Source organism: Photorhabdus kayaii (assembly GCF_025384895.1).
Classification (GTDB): Bacteria; Pseudomonadota; Gammaproteobacteria; order Enterobacterales; family Enterobacteriaceae; genus Photorhabdus; species Photorhabdus kayaii.
Map to the genome: position 1 here is coordinate 16,816 of NZ_JAJAFZ010000022.1, position 25,032 is coordinate 41,847.

General features: G+C 41.5%; 27 protein-coding genes and 2 tRNA genes. 13 read left to right on the top strand and 16 right to left on the bottom strand.

Annotated features, from left to right (window positions below; all coding sequences use genetic code 11):
• Positions 1-33 precede the first annotated feature (33 nt).
• Both sufE and LGZ98_RS10375 read left to right on the top strand, forming a co-directional pair.
• Positions 34-450: a cysteine desulfuration protein SufE gene (sufE, locus tag LGZ98_RS10370; RefSeq protein ID WP_113040967.1), complete on the top strand. Its 417-nt coding sequence runs from the start codon at positions 34-36 to the stop codon at positions 448-450.
• A 239-nt stretch (positions 451-689) separates the two neighbouring features.
• On the top strand, positions 690-1,763 hold the full coding sequence (locus LGZ98_RS10375; RefSeq protein ID WP_113040966.1) for a L,D-transpeptidase family protein: 1,074 nt from the start codon (positions 690-692) through the stop codon (positions 1,761-1,763).
• 109 nt (positions 1,764-1,872) lie between these two features.
• Here LGZ98_RS10375 and LGZ98_RS10380 read toward each other — a convergent pair whose 3' ends face one another.
• The gene (locus LGZ98_RS10380) at positions 1,873-2,109 is read right to left on the bottom strand and encodes a major outer membrane lipoprotein (RefSeq protein ID WP_036805405.1); all 237 of its coding nucleotides are present in this window, start codon (positions 2,107-2,109) and stop codon (positions 1,873-1,875) included.
• Positions 2,110-2,548: 439 nt separating this feature from the next.
• Between LGZ98_RS10380 and LGZ98_RS10385 the strand changes: the two genes are divergently transcribed.
• Complete coding sequence (locus LGZ98_RS10385; RefSeq protein WP_113040965.1) at positions 2,549-3,400, top strand: enoyl-CoA hydratase-related protein; 852 nt, start codon at positions 2,549-2,551, stop codon at positions 3,398-3,400.
• 407 nt (positions 3,401-3,807) lie between these two features.
• On the opposite strand, the gene pykF is transcribed toward LGZ98_RS10385, so the two are convergent.
• The 6 genes from pykF to LGZ98_RS10415 all read right to left on the bottom strand — a co-directional run bounded on the left by pykF (position 3,808) and on the right by LGZ98_RS10415 (position 7,658).
• Complete coding sequence (pykF, locus tag LGZ98_RS10390) at positions 3,808-5,217, bottom strand: pyruvate kinase PykF (protein ID WP_113040964.1); 1,410 nt, start codon at positions 5,215-5,217, stop codon at positions 3,808-3,810.
• A 6-nt stretch (positions 5,218-5,223) separates the two neighbouring features.
• A complete protein-coding gene (locus tag LGZ98_RS10395; protein ID WP_146748043.1) occupies positions 5,224-5,445 on the bottom strand; it encodes a hypothetical protein in 222 nt (73 codons plus the stop codon).
• 8 nt (positions 5,446-5,453) lie between these two features.
• The gene (locus LGZ98_RS10400; protein WP_228902886.1) at positions 5,454-5,687 is read right to left on the bottom strand and encodes a hypothetical protein; all 234 of its coding nucleotides are present in this window, start codon (positions 5,685-5,687) and stop codon (positions 5,454-5,456) included.
• A gap of 243 nt (positions 5,688-5,930) precedes the next feature.
• Positions 5,931-6,007, bottom strand: a tRNA-Val gene (locus LGZ98_RS10405).
• A gap of 29 nt (positions 6,008-6,036) precedes the next feature.
• Positions 6,037-6,113: transfer RNA gene (locus LGZ98_RS10410), tRNA-Val, on the bottom strand.
• 171 nt (positions 6,114-6,284) lie between these two features.
• Positions 6,285-7,658: an MATE family efflux transporter gene (locus LGZ98_RS10415; RefSeq protein WP_113043940.1), complete on the bottom strand. Its 1,374-nt coding sequence runs from the start codon at positions 7,656-7,658 to the stop codon at positions 6,285-6,287.
• A 350-nt stretch (positions 7,659-8,008) separates the two neighbouring features.
• Here LGZ98_RS10415 and LGZ98_RS10420 point away from each other — a divergent pair, with 350 nt between their 5' ends.
• Both LGZ98_RS10420 and LGZ98_RS10425 read left to right on the top strand, forming a co-directional pair.
• Entirely contained in the window at positions 8,009-8,686 is a 678-nt protein-coding gene (locus LGZ98_RS10420; protein ID WP_113043939.1) for a riboflavin synthase subunit alpha, read from the top strand.
• Between the two features lie 490 nt (positions 8,687-9,176).
• The gene (locus LGZ98_RS10425) at positions 9,177-10,031 is read left to right on the top strand and encodes a CgnE/CgnB domain-containing protein (protein WP_113043938.1); all 855 of its coding nucleotides are present in this window, start codon (positions 9,177-9,179) and stop codon (positions 10,029-10,031) included.
• A gap of 166 nt (positions 10,032-10,197) precedes the next feature.
• Here the strand turns inward: LGZ98_RS10425 and cfa are convergent, their stop codons facing one another.
• Positions 10,198-11,349 (bottom strand): cyclopropane fatty acyl phospholipid synthase, encoded by a 1,152-nt coding sequence (gene cfa / locus LGZ98_RS10430; protein ID WP_262978055.1) that lies wholly within the window; start codon positions 11,347-11,349, stop codon positions 10,198-10,200.
• Positions 11,350-11,645: 296 nt separating this feature from the next.
• Positions 11,646-12,842 (bottom strand): purine nucleoside transporter PunC, encoded by a 1,197-nt coding sequence (gene punC, locus LGZ98_RS10435; RefSeq protein WP_113043936.1) that lies wholly within the window; start codon positions 12,840-12,842, stop codon positions 11,646-11,648.
• Positions 12,843-13,113: 271 nt separating this feature from the next.
• Here punC and punR point away from each other — a divergent pair, with 271 nt between their 5' ends.
• Positions 13,114-14,022: a DNA-binding transcriptional activator PunR gene (gene punR / locus LGZ98_RS10440; RefSeq protein ID WP_113043935.1), complete on the top strand. Its 909-nt coding sequence runs from the start codon at positions 13,114-13,116 to the stop codon at positions 14,020-14,022.
• A gap of 6 nt (positions 14,023-14,028) precedes the next feature.
• On the opposite strand, the gene purR is transcribed toward punR, so the two are convergent.
• Both purR and LGZ98_RS10450 read right to left on the bottom strand, forming a co-directional pair.
• Positions 14,029-15,054, bottom strand: coding sequence for an HTH-type transcriptional repressor PurR (purR, locus tag LGZ98_RS10445; RefSeq protein WP_112875776.1), 1,026 nt, complete (start codon positions 15,052-15,054; stop codon positions 14,029-14,031).
• Between the two features lie 185 nt (positions 15,055-15,239).
• Positions 15,240-15,515: a hypothetical protein gene (locus tag LGZ98_RS10450; RefSeq protein WP_113043934.1), complete on the bottom strand. Its 276-nt coding sequence runs from the start codon at positions 15,513-15,515 to the stop codon at positions 15,240-15,242.
• A 155-nt stretch (positions 15,516-15,670) separates the two neighbouring features.
• Here LGZ98_RS10450 and LGZ98_RS10455 point away from each other — a divergent pair, with 155 nt between their 5' ends.
• Positions 15,671-16,021: a Grx4 family monothiol glutaredoxin gene (locus LGZ98_RS10455; protein WP_112893932.1), complete on the top strand. Its 351-nt coding sequence runs from the start codon at positions 15,671-15,673 to the stop codon at positions 16,019-16,021.
• A gap of 226 nt (positions 16,022-16,247) precedes the next feature.
• Here LGZ98_RS10455 and rnt read toward each other — a convergent pair whose 3' ends face one another.
• Positions 16,248-16,901 carry a ribonuclease T gene (rnt, locus tag LGZ98_RS10460; RefSeq protein WP_112875779.1) on the bottom strand — a complete coding sequence of 218 codons (654 nt, stop codon included), beginning with the start codon at positions 16,899-16,901 and terminating at the stop codon, positions 16,248-16,250.
• A complete protein-coding gene (gloA, locus tag LGZ98_RS10465) occupies positions 16,901-17,314 on the bottom strand; it encodes a lactoylglutathione lyase (RefSeq protein WP_113043933.1) in 414 nt (137 codons plus the stop codon). The genes rnt and gloA overlap by 1 nt, the downstream gene beginning before the upstream one ends.
• A gap of 172 nt (positions 17,315-17,486) precedes the next feature.
• Here gloA and LGZ98_RS10470 point away from each other — a divergent pair, with 172 nt between their 5' ends.
• Both LGZ98_RS10470 and slyA read left to right on the top strand, forming a co-directional pair.
• Positions 17,487-17,726, top strand: coding sequence for a DUF1289 domain-containing protein (locus tag LGZ98_RS10470; protein ID WP_112875781.1), 240 nt, complete (start codon positions 17,487-17,489; stop codon positions 17,724-17,726).
• Positions 17,727-18,281: 555 nt separating this feature from the next.
• Positions 18,282-18,713, top strand: coding sequence for a transcriptional regulator SlyA (gene slyA / locus LGZ98_RS10475; RefSeq protein WP_112875782.1), 432 nt, complete (start codon positions 18,282-18,284; stop codon positions 18,711-18,713).
• An 84-nt stretch (positions 18,714-18,797) separates the two neighbouring features.
• On the opposite strand, the gene LGZ98_RS10480 is transcribed toward slyA, so the two are convergent.
• Positions 18,798-19,268: an outer membrane lipoprotein gene (locus tag LGZ98_RS10480; protein ID WP_112893930.1), complete on the bottom strand. Its 471-nt coding sequence runs from the start codon at positions 19,266-19,268 to the stop codon at positions 18,798-18,800.
• 347 nt (positions 19,269-19,615) lie between these two features.
• On the opposite strand from LGZ98_RS10480, the gene anmK reads away from it, so the two are divergent.
• The 4 genes from anmK to pdxY all read left to right on the top strand — a co-directional run bounded on the left by anmK (position 19,616) and on the right by pdxY (position 23,912).
• Positions 19,616-20,728: an anhydro-N-acetylmuramic acid kinase gene (anmK, locus tag LGZ98_RS10485; RefSeq protein WP_113043942.1), complete on the top strand. Its 1,113-nt coding sequence runs from the start codon at positions 19,616-19,618 to the stop codon at positions 20,726-20,728.
• A gap of 49 nt (positions 20,729-20,777) precedes the next feature.
• Complete coding sequence (pdxH, locus tag LGZ98_RS10490; RefSeq protein WP_113043932.1) at positions 20,778-21,431, top strand: pyridoxamine 5'-phosphate oxidase; 654 nt, start codon at positions 20,778-20,780, stop codon at positions 21,429-21,431.
• Between the two features lie 243 nt (positions 21,432-21,674).
• A complete protein-coding gene (gene tyrS, locus LGZ98_RS10495; protein ID WP_112875785.1) occupies positions 21,675-22,949 on the top strand; it encodes a tyrosine--tRNA ligase in 1,275 nt (424 codons plus the stop codon).
• Positions 22,950-23,048: 99 nt separating this feature from the next.
• Positions 23,049-23,912: a pyridoxal kinase PdxY gene (pdxY, locus tag LGZ98_RS10500; RefSeq protein ID WP_113043931.1), complete on the top strand. Its 864-nt coding sequence runs from the start codon at positions 23,049-23,051 to the stop codon at positions 23,910-23,912.
• A 65-nt stretch (positions 23,913-23,977) separates the two neighbouring features.
• Here pdxY and gstA read toward each other — a convergent pair whose 3' ends face one another.
• Both gstA and LGZ98_RS10510 read right to left on the bottom strand, forming a co-directional pair.
• Complete coding sequence (gstA, locus tag LGZ98_RS10505) at positions 23,978-24,583, bottom strand: glutathione transferase GstA (RefSeq protein ID WP_262978056.1); 606 nt, start codon at positions 24,581-24,583, stop codon at positions 23,978-23,980.
• Between the two features lie 10 nt (positions 24,584-24,593).
• The gene (locus tag LGZ98_RS10510; protein WP_262978057.1) at positions 24,594-24,752 is read right to left on the bottom strand and encodes a hypothetical protein; all 159 of its coding nucleotides are present in this window, start codon (positions 24,750-24,752) and stop codon (positions 24,594-24,596) included.
• Positions 24,753-25,032: the final 280 nt, after the last annotated feature.

A 25,032-nucleotide genomic window follows, 5' to 3' on the forward strand; every position in this document is an offset into this window, starting at 1 on the left:
GTTATAGATCAAAAGAGTGATAAGGAAAAAGTCATGGCAAGTTTGCCCGACACAAATAAGTTGTTACGTAATTTTTCCCGTTGCCAGAATTGGGAAGAAAGATATCTCTATATGATTGAACTGGGGGCGAAGTTGCCTCCTCTTACTGACGAACAACGCCAACCTGAGAACTTAATTGCAGGTTGCCAGAGCCAGGTGTGGATACTGTTGAGAATGAATCACCAAAACAAAGTGGAATTTATTGGTGACAGTGATGCCGCTATTGTTAAAGGATTGGTTGCGATTGTCTTTATCCTGTTTCAAGGTAAAACAACCCAGGAGATTCTGGATTTGGATGTGACTGAATATTTTGGGAAATTGTCTTTGGAGCAACATTTGACACCTTCACGCACGCAGGGGCTGCATGCGATGATACGTGCCATCCGAAATAGGGCAAGTAAAATGGTTTAAATGCTAGTCTTACGCGTTTCTTCCGCTACTGATAATATGTACGGCCAATAAGGCTTCAACCTTTTACACCTATACCCTATGGATTTCAAGATGCATCGCGACGGCAAGGGAGCAAATCCCCGGGAGCATAGGTAACTATGTGACCGGGGTGAGCGAGTGCAGCCAACAAAGAGGCAATTTGAAAGATAACGGGTATAAATTTATTCGATAACATTCAGAAGTCATTCCAGGAAGCAAGCATGAAACGAGTTTTAACGTTTATTGGCGTGTTATTGTTCAGTGGGCTAACTAACACAGTCAGTGCCACAGAATATACTTTGCCAGCGGCCAATAGTCGTTTAATTGGCGAAAATACGACATTGGTTGTACCCGATGATGGACGTTCTTTAGAGGCCATTGCTGCCGAATATGAAATTGGTTTACTGGCAATGCTGGAAGCTAATCCAGGTACCGACCCTTATTTGCCGGCTCAGGGGTCTGAACTGATTATTCCATCACAAATGTTGTTGCCTGATACACCGAGGCAGGGGATGGTGATTAACCTTGCAGAGCTCAGACTCTACTATTTTCCTAAAGGAAAAAACAAAGTCATCGTTTATCCCATTGGTATTGGGCAACTCGGTCGTAATACGCCAGTGATGACAACATCTGTTAGTCAGCTAATTAAAGATCCAACTTGGACGCCGACTAAGAATATCCGTAAACATTATGCTGAACAGGGGGTTATCTTACCTGCGGTTGTTCCTGCTGGTCCGGAAAACCCAATGGGCGCATTTGCGTTGCGCTTAGCTGCCGGGCGAGGAGAATACTTGATCCACGGCACGAATGCTGATTTTGGTATCGGTATGCGGGTGAGTTCCGGTTGTATCCGTTTACGTCCTGATGATATTGAAACGTTGTTCAACACAGTGCCCCGTGGAACGCGAGTACAGATTATCAATGAAGCGGTTAAGTATTCTGTAGAACCAAATGGTCAGCGTTATATTGAAGTACATCAGCCATTGTCTAAAAAAGAGGATGATGATCCACAGACATTACCTATTGTCCGCTCAGCTGATTTGAACAAGTTCATTGATAATAGCAAGACAGATAAGAATATTGTTGAACAAGCGATGGTACGCCGTTCTGGTATGCCGGTGCTGGTAAGTAAAGGCATAGAGTCTGAAACACAACAGGAGTTGCGAGAAGAGAATATCGTACAGGTGGAAGATGATGATGTTAAAGGTGTAGAACAAGCGGTGAATAAAGATGTCTCTGAACCGTTTAAATTACCACCGTTATATCAACCTGGGCCAATCTATCGGGAAAATTAATATTTCATTGCGGACAAAGAAGCCTGCAAATATTTATCTAACAGAATCCGATGATAAAAAACGGCGCACAGATGGACTGTGCGCCATTTTTGTACATAATTACAAAAAATTATTTTTTGTAGGAACGAACTTGATTATCCAGACGCTGATTCGCACGAGCTGCATCGTCTTTAGCGGCTTGAATGTCAGTACGTACTGCGTTCACGTCATTGCTCAGTTGATCAACTTTTGCATTCAGAGTCTGAATATCAGAAGTCAGTTGGTCAACTTTAGCAGTGCTTGAACAACCAGCCAACAGAGTAGAAGCCAGAACTACTGCACCCAGTACAATTTTAGTACGATTCATTATAATACCCTCTAGATTTAAGTTAATCTCCAAGTAGCCATGTAAGTATTACACAAAGTTTTTTAGAAAGAGAATAAATTTTTATCATGAAAACCAATTATTTCAATTTTTCTCTTTAACAAGTGGATAATTTTCATCTGAATGTAAAAAAACAAAACCGTTGAGTAACATTTTAATCAAAAAAAGCCTATTCCGTGAGGGAATGATATTCTTCGAAATAATTTTAGTTAAAAATTCTTATAAATAAAAAATACAACATCCAGGTCATCTTGCATCTATTGAACCATCGGGACATCTCTTTAATACAGCCATTTTTTATACATAATTTAGGGATTCTCCTAAAACAAATTTGTTAACTGAATCTTATTGTAGATGAACAACTTGACAATGTTCAGGTTGAATCCTAGGCTCAAATTCAAACTGGTAAGAGGAGTTTGTTATGTTAACTGATCAATCTAACGAATATTTTAACATCAGCATTGACAACGGAGTCGCCCATTTACAACTCAGTCGTCCTGAAAAGGCAAATAGTTTGGCGCTTGGGTTTTGGAAACGATTTCCTGAAACAATAGAGCAACTCAGTCGTTCAGGTAAAGTGCGGGCAATGGTGATTTCTGCACAGGGAAACACATTTTGTGGTGGGCTTGACTTGCAAATCTTTGCCTCTAGCAAAGAGGCTAATACGACTAATCCTAATGAGCGGGAATCGATGCAGTTCAGCTTATTGCAAATGCAAGAGGCGATAAGCGTATTGGAACATGCCCGATTCCCCATTATTGCCGCAGTACAAGGCGCTTGCCTTGGTGCAGGTTTTGATTTAATTGCTGCGTGCGATTTTTGTTTTGCTGCTGAAAATGCGAAGTTTCGTATAGAAGAAACCAATATTGGTATGATGGCTGACTTAGGTATTCTTCAACGTTTGCAACATTTGATCCCTGGTGGTGTGGCTCGCTATCTTGCTCTGACTGGGGATACGTTGAGTGCGGTTCAGGCTCATGATTTGGGGCTGGTGGTAAAGGTGTTCCCTTCTACGGAAACACTCATCGAAGGCGCTCTCGCGACTGCCCGGCGTATTGCTGATCGGCCTCCAGCCGCTATTAACGGGGTTAAACGGGCCATGCTTTATAGCCGTGATCATGGTGTCTATGAATCGTTGCAACAAACAGCACTTTTGCAAGCTTCGATTTTTAGTCGCCAAGATATCCTGTGCTCGATTCAAGCGAAAACGACTGGAACAAAAGGTGAGTTCCAGAACTTAAGCGAAGTCGGTAAAGCTTTCGATGAGCCATGATCAAGGCAAAGATGTTGATGATATGCAAAGAGAATTCTCCACAAATGATGTATACCTGTCATCTTTCAAGTTGCCTCTTTGTTGGCTGCACTCGCTCACCCCGGTCACATAGTTACCTATGCTCCCGGGGATTCACTCCCTTGCCGTCGCGATGCATCTTGAAATCCATAGGGTATAGTGCTGGAAAATATCATCATTGTTGAGAGTTAAGCCATTTTCTGACCACGAGAAAACAGAGAATGGCATTATTATTAATATTAACTAGCATAAAATGAAAATAAATCTGTGAGTATGATGATTGGGAAAGTCATTGGGTATTCCAGCATATTGGCGGAGAAAACCAGATATTCAATATCCTGAAACACCGCTATATTTACGGTGTTTCAGAAATAAAGCGACCTATTAAATTAAAGTACGTGAACAGACGATGTATTGGTTGTGCCGCTTGGAACTAGGGCGCCAGATACCATAACCACGATTTCACCTTTTTTCGCCAGGCCACTTGCTAACGCCGCTTCTTTACCAATGCGGTAGAAATCATCGGTAGAGGCGATTTCTTTAACAATTTGGGTAAAAACACCCTTAACAAGTAGTAATTGGCGGGCAGTCACTTCATTAGTGGTTAATGCCAAAATAGGGGCTCCAGGGAAGTACTTACGAATGGATTTGGCAGACTTACCGCCATAGGTTGCGACCACAATCAGAGGGGCTTCCAGTTTTTCTGCTGTTTCAACAGCGCCACGACACACCGCTTCGGTTACGCGCAGGTTACGGCAATGGACGGCTTCGATACGGCTTGGCATAACGCGGTCTGTACGTTCACAAATCGTTGCCATGATAGTCACTGCTTCTATTGGATATTTGCCTTTTGCACTTTCACCAGAAAGCATGACCGCATCAGTACCGTCCAAAATCGCGTTAGCGACGTCACCAGCTTCCGCACGGGTAGGGCGCGGGTTTTTAATCATGGAATCGAGCATTTGAGTTGCAGTGATAACAACTTTGCGAGCGATATTACATTTTTGAATCATCTTCTTCTGGGCGAAGATCACTTCTTCAACTGGAATTTCAACACCCAGATCACCACGAGCAACCATGATCCCGTCAGAAACTTCCAGAATTTCATCAAAATTGTTTAGACCTTCCTGATTTTCAATCTTAGAGATGATTTGAATATTTTCACCGCCGTGCGCTTTCAGATGTTCACGGATTTGCAGAACATCGGAGCGTTTGCGGATAAAAGAAGCGGCGACGAAATCAACACCTTGTTGGCAACCAAAGATCAAATCTTGCTTATCTTTTTCAGCCAGGGCAGGCAGGCTGATGGAAATACCTGGCAGATTAACACCTTTATTTTCTCCCAAGTCACCGTTATTCAAAACTTGGCAAATGACCTCTGACTTAGTGACCTCTTTAACTGTCATGCCGATCAAGCCGTCATCAACTAGCACGGTATTACCGGGAGCCAGATCCGTGGGGAAACCACTGTAAGTGACAGCAACACGGTCTTTATTACCGATAACCGAAGTGTCAGTAGTAAAAGTGAAGGTCTGACCTGCGGTTAGAGAGACATCGTTACCGCCTTCCAGTTTCATAGTTCGGATTTCAGGGCCTTTAGTATCCAGCAAAATAGCGGCTTGTTTACCTATCTTAGTCATCACTGAACGGATATTTTGAATACGCTGGCCGTGCTCTTCATAGTCTCCGTGTGAAAAGTTGAGGCGCATAACATTCATGCCGGCATTCAACAGTTCGGCTAGTTTTTCTTCGGATTCTGTTTTTGGTCCGATAGTACAAACAATTTTAGTTTTTTTCATGACAATCTATCTACAGGTTTTAATTGGATAAAATAGTGAATCGCCAACTTTATGGTTTGCGCAGATACCATGTGGTGTTGAACGTTGCGCAACATCATTAAGGACAAGTGGCGGGGAAGACATGCGGTGTTTTTCGTGTGAGGTTAGGCACATGTAATCATGCGAGCTTATATACCCGTTATCTTTCAAGTTGCCTCTTTGTTGGCTGCACTCGTTCACCCCGGTCACATAGTTACCTATGCTCCCGGGGATTCACTCCCTTGCCGTCGCGATGCATCTTGAAATCCATAGGGTATACATACGATAATCTGTAACTTTTCCGTGTTCGGCAAATCAATAAGCTGAAACCATTCAACTCTAAATTGCGCCGTATTATAGAGACTTATTTCTGTGAAATGAATCGAAAAATGATTATACCCGTCATCTTTCAAGTTGCCTCTTTGTTGGCTGCACTCACTCACCCCAGTCACATAGTTATCTATGCTCCCGGGGATTCGCTCCCTTGCCGTCGCGATGCATCTTGAAATCCATTGGGTGTATATGAATTAATTATAACGGTAAACTGGAAAAATGATGCAGATCTTAACAGAGAAGAATTATCGCGCATTGCGCAAACTGTCTGTAAACAAACAACAGTGTATTTTGACGTGGGAAATAAATTAAGCAAAACCAAGAGAAGAGATAATAAAAACAGGAAGATCCATCTGTAGACTTGGTGCGTCCGAGTGGACTCGAACCACCGACCCCCACCATGTCAAGGTGGTGCTCTAACCAACTGAGCTACGGACGCACTGTAAACCGGTGTGGTCACTACGCAATTGGTGCGTCCGAGTGGACTCGAACCACCGACCCCCACCATGTCAAGGTGGTGCTCTAACCAACTGAGCTACGGACGCAATCTAAATTGCATTGGTGACAACGGGGACGAATATTAACGGCGAGTTAGCCTTCTGGCAAGGGGAATAATACAAATTATTGTTCAACTGTTCGTATTTGCATCTGCCACAGTGGGTTTGTCGTTTATTCCACCAGTTAAGTATTCATCCCCGGCTTTATAGTAAAGTAAATTAGCGGGTTGAATGTTGTAAAATTACCTCATCTGGTTGTTTTTGTGTCCATGAAATACGGGCGAATATCATTACTGCTGATGCAGTCAGGCCAATAATAAAGCCGATCCAGAACCCTTGTGGCCCCATAGCGGGTACAATATAGTCGGTTAATCCCAGGATATAACCGCTTGGTAGCCCCAGAATCCAGAAAGCGATAAAAGTGATATAAAAGATAGAACGCGTATCTTTATATCCACGTAAAACACCAGCCCCTACCACTTGTATGGCATCAGATAATTGGTAAAGCGCGGCAAATAGCATCAGATGTGATGCCATGGTGATAACTTCAGGATTGTCGTTATACATCAAGGCGATCGGCTCTCGCAGAAGGATGGAAAAGGTTGCGGTTAAACAAGCAAATACCAAACCAACCATAATTCCGGTATAGGCTGATATCCGGGCATTCTCGATAGATTTTTTCCCCAAATTATAGCCAACGCGGATAGTGGTTGCTGCGGCCAAAGATATTGGGAACATAAACATTAATGAACTAAAATTTTGTGCAATTTGGTGCCCTGCAACAGCAGTAACGCCTAAAGGAGAGATCAGTAATGCCACTATGGCAAATAACGTAATTTCGAAAAATACTGCCATCGCAATAGGCAAGCCGAGAGCTGAAATGCGTTTCAAAATATGCCATTCTGGTGCGGCGAAGCGATGTTTAGGGCGGATATCCCTTTGTGATGATGCACGTTTCACATACCAACGCATTAATAGGAACATGACCCAGTAAACGCTGGCGGTAGCAACACCACAGCCGACACCACCTAAAGCGGGTGCGCCAAATTTACCATAAATGAATATGTAGTTAATCGGAATATTAATCAATAATCCTAAAAAACTAATTACCATGCCTGGTTTGGTTTTTGATAAACCTTCACATTGATTACGCAGTACCTGATAAAACAGATAGCCCGGCGCACCCCACATTATTGCGTGGATAAATCCCACTGCTTTTTCTGCCAAAAGTGGATCTATATTGTGTTGCCTGTCAATCAGGAACTTGCTGTTGTATAGAATAGCAATAATGATAATGGAGAGAAAAATCGCCAGCCAGAATCCTTGCTGAGTTTGGTTAGCAATGAGATTCCTGCGACCAGAACCGTTCATTTGCGCAATAATGGGTGGTAAAGCTAATAGTAAGCCGTAACCAAATAAGATAACGGGCAGCCAGATCGAGGTGCCAACAGCAACCGCGGACATATCTGTTGCACTGACGCTACCCGCCATAACGGTGTCCACAACCCCCATTGCAGTTTGTGAAAATTGAGCAATAATGACGGGAATCCCAAGAGCGAGCAAACTACGCGCTTCTTTTAAATACTTCTGCACGCATTACACCTTTTTTATTAAAGTGGAAAATATTAAGAAAGACATCTGTATATAAGAAACGATTTTCGAAAAATCAACCGCTTACTAACCGGAGTATTGTATCTATTTAATACTATATTGCAATAATAATGCTGAGTTTATATTCAAATGATCAGGTTGTATTGATCAATGACAACTTGATATATACCCTATGGATTTCAAGATGCATCGCGGCGGCAAGGGAGTGAATCCCCGGGAGCATAGATAACGATGTGACCGGGGTGAGCGAGCGCAGCCAACAAAGAGGCAACTTGAAAGATGACGGGTATAAACTAATTAATAATTATACACAATCATTAAGAGGTTCTTCTATGTTTACGGGCATCGTTCAGGGAAAAGCACCCTTGGTTGCTATTGATGAAAAAAGTCATTTTCGGACTCATGTTGTTAAATTCCCGGCTGAATTATTGCCAGGTATTGAAACAGGGGCGTCAGTTGCCAATAACGGTTGTTGTCTGACGGTAACCAAAATAGAAGGCGATGAGATTAGTTTCGACTTGATGAAAGAGACTCTACGTCTGACTAATCTTGGTGATTTACAGCCAGGGGATTACGTGAACCTGGAGCGGGCAGCTAAATTTGGGGATGAAATTGGTGGACATTTGATGTCCGGTCATATCATCACGGTTGCTGAGATAGCTAAAATTTTCACTTCAGAAAATAATCATCAAATCTGGTTCCGTATCCATGATAAGCAATTAATGAAATATATCTTGCATAAAGGATTTATCGGCATCGACGGAATTAGCCTGACAATTGGCGATGTGGTTAATAATCGTTTTTGCGTTCACCTTATTCCTGAAACACTGGAACGTACGACATTAGGTAAGAAACGTCTTGGTCAGAGGGTTAATATTGAGATTGACTCACAAACTCAAGCGATTGTTGATACTGTGGAGCGTGTTCTTGCTCAGAAAGAGCGGGAACAGGTTGTCTCTCAGCAACCGGAGACATTCATGGAAGAATGCGCAATAAATGAGGAGCGATAGGCGGACTCCGATTGTCGCTTTCGAACAGAATTAACCGTGTGCTAAAAGGGAGTATTGAACTCATCAATGCTCCTTTTTGTGATTTGCGTTGCAGTGTTTTGTATATAATGTTAACTAACATAATTAATATTGTTATTATTGTGTTAATGCTCTTTCTCGTAAAGTGCAGGTTAATCCCCGTGATGATATTTTTAGAGGCTACTTTTTTATGGAAAACCCGATTGAGTTAGATGAATGGCTTGAAGAACCTACACACGATGATGCTGTTGAAATGATGAATGCACAAGCTGTTGTACCTTTTGGTACCGCACTTTGGCCTTAACGGTTTTTTATAATTAAGGTTCTTTATAAATAATATACCCTATGGATTTCAAGATGCATCGCGACGGCAGGTGAGTGCAGCCAACAAAGAGGCAACTTGAAAGATAACGGATATAATATATAAGTAAGGGGAGTCGCCCCTTACTTAGAAATAAACAGGATTATCCTCATGGATAAAAGTCTTGAAAATATGTATGGTTGTTTATCACACCATCCCGCAATTTCGGATAAAGTAAGAAATGATGAATGTATAAAAATATTTATCGGATCTGATACTGAGCATAGCGATATTGCGCAAAAGATGCATGTGCATAAGAAGCGTTTCGATGTAAAGTCTGATTTTGCTTTTTTAGAAAAAACATCACCGGACGATATAAAACAAAAAATATCTGATTGTGATTTGTTTATTTTTCTTTACGCATCATCAACATTAAAGAATGCCTCTCCACAAGGGCCAGAATATCTAACCAAAATAAGAAGCTTTATTACTGAATCATGGAAGAAATCTGTTAATAAAGGGAACTCGATTGTAGGTTATTTAGAAAAAGGCCATAAGTGGACTTCCATTGATGGTAGTGGAAATATTGATGTTATTCCTGGGGAAATAGCAAGCCATATAAAGAGCCTTAACGGTAGTGTCAGCTTTAGTGGCACTTTTTTGAGTACGGCACCCTTTGCCATAAAGTATGGGGTTGTCAATGATATGATGACTATAAATATAAAAGAGGGTGAAATTATTGGGTTTGATTGTGAAAATGATGAATTTAGTCAGGATTTTAATTTATACCTAAACCATAATCACGGAAACCGAATTGTTGAAGAGTTTGGTATTGGGACTAATATGGGGGTGAAAGCGCTTTATGGCAGAAATGCTGGTTTTGAAGAACGACATCCTGGTTTACATCTTGGTTTGGGTGGTGGTGTAAAAGGGAGTCATCATTTAGATTTGATATTTTCTGGTGGAAAAATAGCATTTGATCAAACAGTCTTCTTTGATAATGGTTATGTGAATGATTTCCGTTAGTGATAAATAGATCTGTCTTTTATTAAAGACCACCTATTCTAAGTGTAGTTAAATGGTTTTGTCATATTGAAATGGCAATAGAAATTTTCCTTTTATTATTTAGAGTTAGAAATGGATATGCTGTATTGACTAAAAGCTACAGTGGAAACCTGTAGCTTTTGGTTAATTATCGGGCTACTCGTAACCCGCCTTCAATACCTTTTAGACTGAATATGATTTGCCACAATTGGATATCGCGAGCACGAAATGCACCTGCACAGGCATTTAGATAATAGCTAAACATGCGTTTAAATGTTGGACTATAGTTATTTTCTATTTCAGGCCAGCAGGCAATAAATCTTTCATGCCAGGCCATCAATGTGCGGTCATAATCTGCGCCAAAGTTATGCCAATCTTCCATAACAAAACGGCTTTTGCTGGTGTGGGCTATTTGCTCAATAGAAGGCAGGCAGCCATTAGGAAAAATATATTTGCTGATCCACGGGTCAGCACTGACTTTAGCTTTGTTGGAACCAATAGTATGTAGCAGGAATAAGCCATCAGGTTTTAGGTTTCTTTGAACAACGTCGAAGTAAGTTGCATAATTTTTAGGTCCAACATGTTCAAACATACCGACAGAAACAATTTTGTCGAACTGTTCATGTAAATCCCGATAGTCTTTCAAAATGATCTTTACATCCAGATTGGTACATTGATTCTGTGCATATTTCTGTTGTTCGGCTGAAACAGTGATACCTGTTACGGAAACACCATAATTTTTAGCAGCATAAGCCGATAGCCCACCCCAACCACAGCCAATATCCAGCAGAGTCATACCTGGAGAGAGTGCTAATTTCTCGCAGATGAGTTTCAACTTATCAAACTGAGCTTGTTCCAGTGTTTCAGCTTGTTTCCAGTATCCGCAGGAATATTGCATATAAGGGTCAAGCATACGGGTAAAAAGATCATTTCCTAAATCATAATGTTGATGGCCGACAATCCATGACCGTTTTGGCGTTTGCAGATTACGTAAGCGGGTTATTGCGATTCTCAGCGTATCTTTGAAATTATTAGGCATTTTATTTTCTAATCCAGCGCGTAAAACGCGATAAAAGAAAATATCCAACCGCTCACAATCCCACCAGCCATCCATATAACTTTCACCTAATCCCATCGAACCTTGTTGTAAAACTCTTTTATAGAAATTAGGGTTTTTTATCTGGATATCATAAGGATTGTGACCATTAATTTGAATACCTGCTTCTTCTAGCATCTCATTGGTAATTCTCTGCCAGGAGTTAATGGCTGTTTTCGGGTTTTCAATACAGGATGAACTCATATACTCTCCAACGTTAGGGTGATGGAATATTGAGGAGCTCGTTTTAGCTAGCAAAGCAGGATGCTAAGACGCAAAATGCAAAAAATAACAAAGAATCAAAGTAAAAAACCTTAAAGATGACTAATCCATAAGTTTAATGAGGGCAGTCATTGCTCCTGAAAACCTCAAATTCCAGGTTATTTATAATAGGGAACATATTGAGTATAAAAGCGTAAAATTGTTTTATCAATTAATAAATAAAGGCTGCGATTAATTAGTAATTGGCAGCCTTTATTGAGATAGCAATTTGATTAATATCAAGAATTTTGTTCAATTATGTGAGTGTGGCGATCAGCGTTTTTTTTCCACTGCATAAAATATCCTAATGTCATTGGAACAACGGTAGAAACCATGACAGTGGTTGTGGATATGAGAGGATTGCTGATAAATGCTGATACAATCAGGCTGGCAATAAAACAGAGCCCTAATTGAAGCGTGTTTTGTAATGCAGTAGCTTTCCCACTGTCTTGTGGATAAGCGGATAAAGCGTTTGCTACTGCAATTGGGTATAACGCACCATTCATCGCAGCCATAAAGCAAAAAGGTACCAAAATGGTGAATAGCGTTGGCTCGCTAAATTTTGCCATTAAATAGAGCACAATCATACTGACAGCATAGCCAATTAACAGATAAGGGAAAATAATATCACTTTTTATTTTGGCTAAAATACTGCGGCATCCATAACCTCCAACGATAAAGGCCAGCGTTTGAGGGATATAACTCAGACCGATGTCATCTGGGGTATATCCCATCTCACCGAGAATCGAAGGTGAGCCTGTTAACCAGGCAAAAAAGCCGGCGCTGCATGATGCAAATATCAGAACATTGCCACTAAATAGCGGTGATTTTAATAGCGTAAGGAAAGAGACATTATTTGTTTGCGCTTGAGTTTCACGGTTTTTGCGATTTTCTTGCAAGAACAGAGTAAAAAACAACAGTAATAATGTAATTGTCAGTAAGACTAGGAAAATTATGCGCCAGCCGCCATGTTGTAACAGCCATGCTCCCATTAAAGGCGCTAGGGCAGGGGAGAGCGCAACCAGGGGCATAATCGTGGCAAAAACACGTTTGGTACGATTGGAATCGTAACGATCAATAACTAATGCTTGCCATGAGACGGCGGCTGAACAAACACCTATGGCTTGAATAAAACGCAAAACTAAAAGTTGGGTGGCGTCTGTTACCCACATCATCCCCAGACAGCCAATAGAAAACAGGGATAGCCCGGTGATGATAATCGGCTTTCTGCCAAAGCGATCTGAAAGAGGTCCCCACAAAAGTTGCGCAAAGGCGAAACCTGCAAGAAAGATACTCAGGCTGGCACTAATTGCGTTTGCCGATGTACCTAATTCTTGTTGCATGGCACCGAATGCTGGCAGATACATATCAATAGCCAGATAACCTAGCATACTCAAGCCTGCAAGGTAGAACATGAACTGACTTGAGTTTTTCATTTGATTACTCTCTTTGGATGTCATGATTGAAATAATTTGCAGTGATATACCCGTCATCTTTCAAGTTGCCTCTTTGTTGGCTGCACTCGCTCACCCCGGTCACATCGTTATCTATGCTCCCGGGGATTCACTCCCTTGCCGTCGCGATCCATCTTGAAATCCATAGGGTAAGGTAGATAACGATATTGACACATATTCTATACGTCGTGATTTTTACTTGTGAAATGGTAATATTTGCATAGTGTTGTGAAAAAAATTGAAAGGTAAAATTATGTGGTCAGAATATTCACTTGAAGTTGTGGATGCGGTTGCCAGAACAGGCAGCTTTAGTGCCGCTGCATCAGAGCTTCACCGTGTCCCTTCTGCGATCAGTTATACCGTAAGACAACTGGAAGAGTGGCTTGCTGTTTCGTTGTTTGAGCGTCGTCATCGGGATGTAGAATTAACTGAGGCAGGCGCTATTTTTATCAAAGAAGCTCGCTCTGTTATCAAAAAAATGATTGATACTCGTCACCAGTGTCAACAAGTTGCAAACGGCTGGAGAGGGCAATTTAGTATTGCTATTGATCTCGTTGTCAAACCAGAACGTAGTCGCCAGCTTATTCTTGATTTCTACCACCATTTTCCTGATATAGAACTTTTTATTCATCAGGAAGTGTTTAATGGTGTGTGGGATGCGCTGGTGAATAGTCGAGTTGATGTTGCAATTGGTGCAACCCGGGCGGCTCCAGTCGGGGAAAGGTATAGTTTCCGAGATATGGGGTTTATGCCCTGGTTATGTGTGGTTAGCGCTGACCATGCGCTGACCCAGTTGCCGGGTCCGTTATCTGATGATCAAATGCGGCCTTATCCAAGTTTGTGCCTTGAAGATACATCCCGTAATTTACCGAAGCGTGACACCTGGAATCTGGATAATCAGCGCCGGTTGGTGGTTCCTGATTGGGAGTCCGGTCTGTCTTGTCTAAACGAAGGGTTATGTGTAGGAATGGTGCCTAAGCATAGGGCAATGCCGCTTATTCGACAGAATAAACTAACCGTGCTGGAATTAGAACAGCCTTTACCAGACAGTCCATGTTGTTTGGCATGGGTTCAAAACAGCCATTCTCCAGCATTAAGTTGGCTGCTTGACTATCTTGGCGATAGTGAAACTCTTAATGCTGAATGGCTTCAAGATGAATAAAACGAATTAACGACGATAGTCGATAAATGGACCATCCACGACAGAACGTCGCTCAACCAAGCGTGGATGTACTTCAATAGTTTGTGCATCTTCACGTTTATTGATTATTCTGTCCAGCAACATGGAAAAGGCCATCTGCCCCAGTCGTTCTTTTGGCTGATGAATGGTGGTCAATGCCGGAGAGAAATAACGAGCGTTGCGTATATTGTCATAACCGATGACAGAAATATCCTGTGGGACACGTAATCCTAATTCATCAGCAGCACAAATCGCCCCCATAGCCATAACATCTCCGCCGCAGAAAACCGCAGTCGGGCGCTGTTTTTGATTCAAGATTTGATGCATGGCTTTATAGCCCGATTCTGGTTCAAAATCCCCCTGAATAACCCATTCTTCTCTGATCGGAATGTTGGCTTCTTTTAACGCCTTTAAGAATCCTTGATGACGGCCACCGCCGGTATTTCGTGCCAGAGGGCCGGGGATCGCACCAATATCACGATGACCACGTTCGATAAGATAACGACCAGCTAGATAACCGCCGTGGAATGCATTATCGATAATAGTATCGGTGAAATCGCTTCTGGCCTGTCCCCAATCCATGACGACCATTGGAATATTGCGATAATCTTCCAACATTCCCAACAACTGTTCCGGGTATTCTGAACACATAATTAGCAGTCCATCCACACGTTTTTGTGCCAGCATGGCTAGATAGGCTTTCTGTTTATCAATGTTATTGTGTGAGTTACATAAAATCAGCGTATAGCCTTTGCTATAACAACTGTTTTCAACAGCCTCAATGACTTCAGCAAAATAGGGGGCTTCACTGGACGTTGCCAGTAATCCGATCGATTTTGTGTGGTTAACTTTCAGACTGCGGGCAACGGCACTGGGTGAATAATTCAGTGCTTTAATAGCAGTCCAAACAGCAGCTTTAGTATCTTCAGCGACGAAGCGGGTTTTATTAATAACATGGGATACGGTGGTGGTTGAGACGCCAGCGTGCTTAGCCACATCTTTGATCGTTGCCATGAGGTGAAAGACTCCTGACCTTTTGGTCTAAATTTAAAACGCTTTGTTAATCGCTTTCTAGCCCTTTACATCGAAGGACTGGCAATAAGTTAGCGATAAATCCTGGATTTTGTCTGATCTGGCTCAAAAGTGGAAGCAATAATCAGTGTTATAAAATGTGTGGTAATCGCTATTTATACTTTTCCTTATGTAAGTGCAATTAACCATCTCAATAGACTGGTTTTTGTCGTTATAAACTTTTTATTCTGAGGAGGCTCTATGAATACCGATTTGAAGCTTGGTTTATTTACTGCTGTCAGCACGTTGGTGATGATTGCCATTTTTGCCGCTCTTTGCTTGATCTTTGCCTGATGTTTTGAACGGGTTAGATGATTTAAAAATTGGGTTTTACGTTGAAAGGAAATTGGGCAGATAGTCTCTTTATCTGCTCTTTGTTTTTCTGCCGCCGTTGTGTCTGTCATCTTAACAACCTCTACAATAAATAACCGTGAAAATGATGTCATCTGTGTCAGGATACGAAGAGATCAGGATACATATTAGTGAGAGAAAATGGTATTCTCCGCAATATTGTGACGATGTTGGTTATCAACAGACTGTTGGTTTAAAGGAAATAAAAATGACGACTACTATAGAGAAGATTGAGCGCCAAATTAAAGAAAACCCGATTTTATTGTATATGAAAGGTTCTCCTAAATTGCCAAATTGTGGCTTTTCCGCGCAGGCGGTTCAGGCTTTATCTGCGTGTGGTGAACGTTTTGCTTACGTAGATATTTTGCAAAATCCAGATATTCGTGCAGAATTGCCAAAATATGCTAATTGGCCAACTTTTCCTCAGCTTTGGGTGGAAGGTGAGTTGATAGGTGGATGCGATATTATCATTGAAATGTATCAGCGTGGTGAGTTACAAACATTAATCAAAGAAACTGCTGATAAATATCGTTCTCAGGACGAAAACGCGAAAGAGTAATTTTTTAATTATTTATATACCCTATGGATTTCAAGATGGATCGCGACGGCAAGGGAGTGAATCTCCGGGAGCATAGATAACTATGTGACCGGGGTGAGTGAGTGCAGCCAACAAAGAGGCAACTTGAAAGATAACGGGTATAGATGATTATGCTATCCCCCCACATGTTGATATATGGGGGGATTACTGTTTAGGTTTGATTATATTAATCTAGCCGTTCAGCTATTTATCCAGTTTTTTCTGCTGTTGTTGCTAATGGCCAGCCACCAAGTTGTTTCCAACGGTTGACCATTTCACAGAATAATTCAGCGGTACGATCAGTATCATATAAGGCACTGTGAGCCTGATTATTATCGAATGGGATACCGGCTGTGATGCAGGCTTTTGCTAAGATTGTTTGTCCTAACACCAGACCACCTAAAGCAGCGGTGTCAAAAGTTGCAAACGGATGAAACGGATTTCGTTTTAGTCCGGTGCGTTCCGCGGCAGCCATAACAAAGCTGTGATCGAAGTTAGCATTGTGAGCAACGATAATTGCCCGATTACAATGATTATTTTTTATCCCTTTACGAACCATTTTAAAAATAGCGTGCAGAGCTTCATATTCGCTCACTGCTCCACGTAGCGGATTTAATGGATCAATGCCGGTGAATTCCAGGGCTGCTGGTTCAAGGTTGGCTCCTTCAAATGGCTCAATATGGAAGTGAAGTGATTCGCCAGGCGTTAGCCAACCTTCACCATCCATCTCCAGTGTAACGGCGGCAATTTCAAGTAATGCATCTGTTTTGGCATTAAAACCGCCAGTTTCAACATCAATAACAACAGGGTAATAACCTCTAAAACGTCCACTAAGGACGTTTGGCTCTTTTTTGTCAGACATCAGATTGAGTTACCCAGAGCGTTGCGGGCATTTTTGTTTTCAATAAGTTCAATTTTGTAGCCATCTGGATCTTCAACGAAAGCAATAATGGTTGTTCCGCCTTTTACAGGACCCGCTTCACGGGTAATGTTACCACCTGCTTTGCGAATAGATTCGCAAGTGGCTGCGACATTATCAACACCTAATGCGATGTGACCAAAGGCATTTCCCATTTCGTAATGGTCAACTCCCCAATTATAGGTCAACTCGATTACTGCTCCTTCGCTTTCATCAGCGTAGCCAACGAAGGCGAGTGAGTATTTATATTCGGTGTTTTCACTGGTGCGCAACAGGCGCATTCCTAACACTTCAGTGTAAAAATTAATGGAGCGTTGTAGATCACCAACACGGATCATGGTATGGAGTAAACGCATAATTACCTCTAATTTAATGGTTTTACCAATATTTTTGTGCGGTAGATCGCACAAAAACCACTAACTATAACGTGTCTTACGGTTACAGTTCAATTTGTCCATAATTATAATTTATTCTTATCTAGGTTTATAATTAAATATAGTATGTGAATTGTATAGGAAACGGGATGTGATGGCTGAGCAACTAGAGTTTTTTGCTATTCCCAGTCCTTGTCGAGGAATTTGTCAGGCGAATGAGCGGGGTTTTTGTCTGGGGTGTTATCGCAGCCGGGAAGAAAGATTTAATTGGATGAAAATGTCAGATGGGCAAAAGCGTGAAGTATTGCGACTGTGCCGGCAAAGATATTTACGTGCATTGAGAGCACAAAATCAGATAGATGAAGAACCACCTGAACAGCCATCACTGTTTTAATTATCGATTTTTGAGGTTATTGGGATTAACAATTCAATGATTTACTTATATAGGGTTATATTTTTGGCAAAGTTATAAATGTTCTACTATAATTTTAAGTATTTTGTTTGTTATTTTTTTATTTCTTGATTAACGGACAGGCTAAGTGAGCTTATTTGATTTTTTCATAACCTTATGTTTTAAATGGAATTTTAAGCTTGATTGTGTGATAAATGTAAAATAAAAACAACATTAATGTAAAAATAGATAGCTTAGCATTTAGATGACAGCTATTCTTATAGTACTTTGAATAAAGTATTGAATGATATTTATTGGTTTCTGCTTGTCTGTATTCGTAGTTCTGATAGTTTTTATGGTAAAAATATTGTATGTTAATTGTTTGTTCTGAGTTTAAATTAAGTTTAGTTATTCTTGGTTATAGTTACCTGAATTAGTTAGTTACTAAGAATTTACTGTGATTATACAGAAGTTATATATACTTTTTAAGGCTAGTTAGCCTGATTTAGAAAAATTTGGCTGTTATGTTTAGTAGGCTAGTTATTTAAGGAGGGACAATTGGAATCTACATTGGGATCAGATCTGGCACGGTTAGTTCGTATTTGGCGTGCTTTAATTGACTATCGTTTAAAGCCGTTAGAATTAACTCAGACTCATTGGGTAACGTTATACAATATTAGCCGGTTACCTCAGGAGCAATCTCAGATACAGTTGGCGAAAGCTATCGGTATCGAGCAACCATCTTTAGTCAGGACATTAGATCAGCTTGAGGAAAAAAAACTTATCACCCGGCATACTTGTGCCAATGATCGTCGTGCAAAGAGAATCAAGCTAACTGAAGATTCTGCATCAGTTATTAGGGAGTTAGATGGTGTTATTGAATCCACAAGAAATGAGATTCTGGGAGGTATTTCACGCGAGGAACTTGCTTTTCTTTCCACTTTAGTTCAGAAGTTAGAGCAAAATATTATCCAATTACAAAATAGATAGTAATGACGATATCCATGAAATGCTAACCGGATGAAAGAAGACCGCGACTTACTAAAATGAAGTCACGGTTTTCTTATCTATATCTTATTGTCGAGGTGAAACAGTAATATTACTACCTTGGCCTGCGATTCTTACACGTTGGCCTTTATGAAAGAGTGTTTTGCCTTGTTTTTGAACAACAATGATGCTTTCACCACTGTCACGACGAATTTCGAGTTCTACACCTTTAGTTGTGTTAAGAGCTCCCTGAACATTTTGGCCCGCGACACCACCGGCAATCGCACCCGCGGCAGTTGCTAATGTGTTGCCACTGCCACCACCAATAGTATTACCAACAAGGCCTCCTAGAACTGCACCACCAATTGCGCCTAATACATTCTCATTGCTGCTCGCCTGAATATTGATAGGACGAACAGAAACAACTGTGCCGTAAGAGACAGTTTGGACTTGCTTAGCTTGTCCAGCAGTGTAAGTATCACCAGAAAGAGAATCGGTGTTGACACAGCCTGATAATGAAGCAACGGCAACCGCGCTAACTAAAAAGTGCTTAAACATAGTAACTCCTAATTTTGATGCCTGACTGCGGAAATCTGATAGCTCATTGGGCAATCAGGCTAACAACCGGCATTGGCAATAAGTAATAAAAAGTTTATTCAAATAGAATATCAGTACATTAGCAATCTAGTGCTAAACATATATTAAACGTCAATAGAGATTTTTAAAAGAAATAGCTATTAATGAAAAATTCAGCATTTTTTGTGAAGTTGTTTCCAAAACTCAGGTTTTATTCCTTCGTTTGTCTATTAGTCATATACAGCCAAAACCACTGCGCTTTATAGTTATTGGCGTGGTTTCTGATTTTATCAAGACAGATTCTAAGCAGGAAGGCAAATTAAATGGTTATGAAGTCAGGTCGTTATATTGGTGTAATGTCGGGTACAAGTCTGGATGGCGTTGATGTGGTGCTTGCCGCAATCAATGATAAAGTTGTTGCTCAGCAAGCCAGTTATTCGCATCCATTCCCATACGAATTAAAACAGAAAATTCTCGCAGTCTGTCAAGGGCAGCAAACGACATTATCGGAAATTGGTCGGTTGGATTATGAACTTGGTTCTTTATTCGCTGAAGCTGTACAAGGCTTACTGATTAAAACAGGGTTAACCACAAGTGATATTACTGCTGTGGGATGTCATGGGCAAACCGTTTGGCATGAGCCAGATAGTCATACACCTTTCACTATGCAACTTGGCGACAATAACCGTATTGCAGCTTTGGCTGGGATAACTGTGGTTGGCGATTTTCGTCGGAGGGATATGGCGTATGGTGGGCAGGGTGCGCCATTAGTTCCAGTTTTTCATTTCGCCGTATTAGGCCATTCGATAGAACGAAGGATAATTCTCAATATCGGTGGTATTGCCAATATAACGGCGCTATTACCTGGATCACCTGTCAAAGGGTATGACACAGGTCCGGGTAATATGCTGATGGATAGTTGGGTATGGCGTCATCAGAAAAAACCTTATGATAAAGATGCGCAATGGGCACGAGAAGGTGTTGTTAATAACAAATTGCTCGGACAAATGCTTTCTGATCACTATTTTTCACGACCAGCCCCTAAAAGCACAGGCCGGGAGTATTTCAATATGAGTTGGTTGGAGGCTCAATTAGTTAACTTTCCTGACATATCTCCTGTCGATGTTCAGGCAACGCTGGCCGAGCTGACAGCAGCATCTGTATCACAACAAATTATGTTGAGTGGTGGATGTGAACGTCTGTTGGTTTGTGGTGGTGGCGCACGTAACCCGCAGATAATGAGTCGACTTTCTGCCTTATTACCGGGGACGGAGGTTTGCCCGACAGATAAATATGGCTTAAGCGGTGATGATATGGAAGCACTGGCATTTGCTTGGTTAGCATTCCGTACAATGTCAGGTGTGCCAGGGAATTTACCCTCTGTTACCGGTGCGAGTACTGAAACTATTTTAGGCGCGATTTATCCTGTTATTAATCAATAACAATGATAAGCTATCGGGTATTTAGTGAGTCATAAACAGAGTTACGTTAATGTCAGAACATAATGAATTTGATGTTGCAGAATTACGCCGTGAATATATTCGTGGTGGGTTAAGACGTAAGGATTTGACTGAAGAACCCATCGAACTTTTTGAGCGTTGGCTTAATCAAGCATGTGACGCTAAGTTGAGTGATCCCACAGCAATGTCTATAGCGACGGTCGATGAGAATGGTCAACCGTATCAACGTATTGTGTTATTGAAGCATTTTGATACAAATAGTCTGATTTTTTATACAAATTTAGGCAGCCGGAAAGCAAAACATTTGGCGCACAATAATAAAATCAGCCTCCATTTCCCTTGGTATCCTATGGAAAGGCAAGTCTCTTTTCTTGGTAAAGCAGAACGTCTTTCTCCTATTGAAGTGGTGAAATATTTCCATAGTCGTCCTAGAGATAGCCAGATTGCTGCATGGGCATCACAACAATCTTCCCGTATTTCTGCACGCGGTGTTTTAGAAGGGAAGTTCCTTGAATTGAAACAGAAATTCTTGAATGGTGAGGTGCCTTTACCTAGCTTTTGGGGGGGATTCAAAGTGACCTTTGATTCTGTTGAATTTTGGCAAGGTGGTGCAAACCGGCTCCATGACCGGTTTATTTATCAACGGCAAGGCGATAGCTGGCATATTGACAGGCTTGCACCATAAATCGTGGATTATCATTTTTAGTACTAGCACTTATAGTATTGGCGTTTTATCCTATGCCGCACTCTTTTTAAATCGCGATTTATACCCTATGGATTTCAAGATGCATCGCGACGGCAAGGGAGCGAATCCCCGGGAGCATAGATAACGATGTGACCGGGGTGAGCGAGTGCAGCCAACAAAGAGGCAACTTGAAAGATGACGGGTATACACACAGACAAAATACACAAATTGATGGAGTCATTAATGTCTAGCAATAACCTGATAAAACAACTGCAAGAGCGGGGCCTCATTGCCCAGGTGACGGATGAGAATGCGTTAGCGGAGAGACTGGCGCAGGGTCCTGTCTCCCTCTATTGTGGTTTCGATCCGACCGCTGACAGCTTGCATTTGGGGCATCTGGTTCCCTTGCTGTGTTTAAAGCGATTCCAGCTAGCCGGGCATAAACCCGTGGCGTTAGTTGGTGGAGCTACGGGTCTGATTGGTGATCCAAGTTTCAAAGCCACTGAACGTAAATTGAATACTGAAGCTACCGTTAAAGAGTGGGTGGAGAAAATTCGTAGACAAGTTTCACCTTTCCTCGATTTTGATTGTGGCGAAAATAGTGCTAAAACAGCCAATAATTATGATTGGTTTGGCAACATGGATGTTCTGACTTTCCTGCGTGATATCGGCAAACATTTCTCAGTTAATCAGATGATTAACAAAGAGGCGGTTAAACAGCGTTTGAACCGTGATGATGTGGGTATCTCTTTCACTGAGTTTTCTTATAATCTACTGCAATCCTATGACTTTGCTCGCCTGAATGAAGTACATGGTGTTGAGTTACAGATTGGTGGTTCTGACCAGTGGGGGAATATTACTTCTGGTATTGATCTAACGCGTCGTATCAACCAGAAACAAGTATTTGGCATGACCGTTCCATTGATCACGAAATCTGATGGCACTAAATTTGGTAAGACAGAAGGTGGCGCTGTTTGGTTAGATCCGAAGAAAACCAGCCCATACAAATTCTATCAATTTTGGATTAACACTGCGGATGCTGATGTTTATCGTTTCCTGAAATTCTTTACCTTTATGAATCTTGAAGATATTGATGCTTTGGAAGAAGAAGATAAAAATAGTGGTAAAGCTCCTCGTGCTCAGTACGTGTTGGCAGAACAAGTCACCGGTATGGTGCATGGTGAAGAGGGGTTAGCAGCCGCTAAACGGATTACAGAAAGTTTATTCTCTGGAGCTGCTGCTGATTTGACCGAAGCGGATTTTGCTCAATTGGCGCAGGATGGTATGCCAGTAATTGAGTTGGAAAAAGGGGCAGATTTGCAACAAGCTTTGGTTAATGCCGGGTTGGTACCTTCTCGTGGTCAGGCGCGTACGATGATCAGTTCCAACGCTGTCGCAATTAATGGTGAAAAACAATCTGAGCCTGAATACCTGTTTACTGACAGTAACCGTCTGTTTGATCGTTACACCCTGTTGCGTCGTGGTAAAAAACACGATTGTTTGATCTGCTGGAAATAACTAATATTGCATTATGATGGGGCAACAAATGTTGTCCTTTTTCTTACCATGACTTTAATCTTATAAACAGAAGCCAGAATAAAAATATAGGCCGTCATTGTGAAAAATATCCTTTCAATTCAATCTCATGTTGTTTTTGGTCACGCTGGCAACAGCGCTGCGGAATTCCCTATGCGTCGGATGGGGGTAAACGTATGGCCGTTGAATACAGTACAGTTTTCAAATCACACCCAATATGCTCAATGGAAAGGGTGTGTTATGCCAGCTAACCATCTTACAGAAATCGTTCAGGGCATAGAAGAAATTGAACAGCTCAAATCTTGCCATGCAGTACTGAGTGGATATATCGGTTCAGCGGAGCAAGGGGGCCATATTATCGATATAGTAAAACGGGTAAAAGCGGTGAATCCTGATGCTTGGTATTTCTGTGATCCCGTTATGGGGCACCCAGAAAAAGGTTGTATTGTTGTGCCTGGGGTGGCTGAATTTTTGTGTAAAGATGCCCTTCCTGTAAGTGATATCATTGCGCCAAATTTGCTGGAGCTTGAAACACTCAGTATGCAGAAAGTGACTAATGTAGAACAGGCTGTTATGGCTGCTCGAACACTATGTGATAAAGGGCCGGATATTGTACTGGTTAAACACCTTAGTCGCGCTGGTTATCAGACTGATCGTTTTGAAATGCTATTAGTGACTAAAGAACATAGCTGGCATGTAAGTCGGCCTTTGGTGGATTTTGGCGAACGCCAGCCAGTTGGTGTTGGTGATTTAACCAGCGGCTTGTTATTGGTTAATCTATTAAAAGGCGAGTCTTTACAAACTGCTCTCGAACATGTCGCTGCTGCGGTTTATGAAGTGATGGTAACAACCAAAGATATGGGCGAATACGAATTACAAATTGTGGCTGCTCAGGACAGAATGGTGGCACCTGGTCATAAATTCTGTGCGACACAATTAGATTAAACAATTAGATTAAGATATTTAACCGTTCCACCGATGTCATGTGGAACGGTTCTTTTATCTGTAAATCAAATTAACCCTTCAGCTTTCAGTGCATCACGAACATTTGGACGTTCTGCAATCCTCTCTTGATAAGCTTTAAGATGAATCAGATCAGATAGATCCAATTGCACTAAAGGTGCCCAATTACTGAGAGTGAATAAGTAAGCGTCAGCAACAGTAAAATGCTTCCCGGCAATGTATGGCTGTTTTGCTAATATTTCATCGATATACTTGAATCTTCTAAGTAGATTATTAATAGCAACAGGACGATAATTTTCTGGTGTTCCTGGTAAAAACAGAGGGGAAAATCCTTTATGGATTTCACTGGAAATATGACTAAGCCATTCAAGTTGATGATATCGTTCCATCGTTCCGGCTGGTGCAATTAATTTTTTGTCCGGTTTCTGGTCGGCAATATATTGGACAATAACAGCTCCTTCGGTGAGGATCTCATTGTTATCTAGCAGGAGAGTTGGTATCTGGCCTTTTGGATTGATTGCGAAAAAATTGTCGCCGTTCTCCGTTTTTTTAGTTTTCAGATCAACTTTAATCACGCTGAAATCAAGTCCTGCTTCACGAAGTATGATGTGGGGTGATAGAGAACAAGCTCCAGGTTGGTAATAAAGTTTCATGTATAGCTCCTTAAAAATTTTCGGTAATATACCCGTTACCTTTCAAGTTGCTTCTTTGTTGGCTGCACTCACTCACCCCGGTCACATAGTTCTCTATGCTCCCGGGGATTCGCTCCCTTGCCGCCGCGATGCATCTTGAAATCCATAGGGTATAGATATAATAGGACAAAGGAACTCAGTAAGGCATTGTCATAGCCTTGATACATACTACCACGGCATATGGAAATATACCCGTCATCTTTCAAGTTGCCTCTTTGTTGGCTGCACTCGCTCACCCCGGTCACATCGTTATCTATGCTCCCGGGGATTCACTCCCTTGCCGTCGCGATGCATCTTGAAATTCATAGGGTATATGTTATAGCAAATTAATGATTGAATAGATATCCGGTGGTCTGATCATATCGTGATGAGTGCTTTCTTATACTGTTATATAGCATATTTTACAACTG